This window comes from Mesorhizobium sp. M4B.F.Ca.ET.017.02.2.1, from assembly GCF_003998955.1.
In the GTDB taxonomy this organism is placed as follows: Bacteria; Pseudomonadota; Alphaproteobacteria; order Rhizobiales; family Rhizobiaceae; genus Mesorhizobium; species Mesorhizobium abyssinicae.
On the sequence record NZ_RZOF01000623.1, the window covers coordinates 1 to 1226 of the forward strand.

The 1226-nt window shown below is 55.7% G+C and carries 1 protein-coding gene; it reads left to right on the forward strand.

Annotation, left to right across the window (positions count from 1 at the left end; all coding sequences use genetic code 11):
• Nucleotides 1-1212 (forward strand): Xaa-Pro peptidase family protein (locus tag EN738_RS34405; RefSeq protein WP_210214107.1); only part of this gene is annotated, 1212 nt, incomplete at its 5' end.
• Nucleotides 1213-1226 lie beyond the last annotated feature (14 nt).

A 1226-nucleotide genomic window follows, 5' to 3' on the forward strand; every position in this document is an offset into this window, starting at 1 on the left:
GACATTTACCAAGATAGGAGAAAGCTGCTCATGCCCACCTCTAGGCAACAGGAACGCGTACCTGCATTTAGTCAGCAGGAATACCGCGAGCGCACTGCTCGGCTGCGAAAGCAAATGGCGGCGCGCGGAATGGATGCGCTGCTTGTCATGAACGAGAATAATATGAACTACCTCACCGGCTATGATGGATACTCGGAGTACGTTCCGCAGCTCGCTCTCGTGTGTCAAGACGATGAAGACCCGTGGCTGATTTTGCGCGAAATGGACACTTTGTGTGCAACACCCACCTCCTACCTGCCGGAATCACGCATTCTCAGTTATCCCGAGAAATACATTGGTTCGAGCCAGCTAACGGCATGGGAGCCGATTGGCGATCTAATCCGCGAGCGCACCAAGTCTAGCCGAATCGGGGTCGAACTGACGGCCAAGACGTTTGGAGTGAAGGACCATGCCGCCCTCGGTAACAGCTTGGATTCATCGAAGTTCATCGATGCCGATGGAATGCTTGGTAAACTAAAGACGGTAAAATCACCAGCTGAGCTTGCCTACATGGAGCAGGCCGGAAAGATTGTGGACAGGGCCATGCAGGTGGGCCGGCTCGAGATCGCTCCTGGCGCACGCGAATGCGACGTGGGCGCCGCCATAGTTAATGCTTTGGTCAAGGGCACTCCGGAAATCCCGGGCGGTGTTTGCGCCTTTCCAACTATGCCGGTTGGCGCTCCCGCCAATGCGCCGCATCTTTCGTGGTCTGACGCGAGCTATAAGATGGGCTGTCAGACTAACTTCGAGATTGGCGCCTTCCGACACCGCTATGCCTGCGCCTTGTCCCGGACGGTATTTTTGGGCGAGCCAACCGCTCGCGCGCGGCACCTACATCAAGCCGCTTTGGACGGCTTTCTCGCGCAGGTCGAAACGATACGGCCTGGAGTTGCGTGCTCTGAAGTTTCGCAAGCGTTCCAGCGCGCCTTTAAACCATACGGCGTGCGGAAGGAATCCAGAAGCGGCTACTCCATCGGCCACGGTTGGGTCGACGGCGGAATCAGCTTCCAGGTGGACGACGACACCGTGATTGAACCTAACATGACCTTCCACGTTCTCATCGGTATTTTTGAGAAGGATGACGGCTACGTCTTCAGTGAGACTGTCCGAGTGACTGAGAACGGCGCGAAGTCGCTAAGCAATATGTCACGCGATTTGTTGGTAAATTGCTGACTTTAAGCATAGCG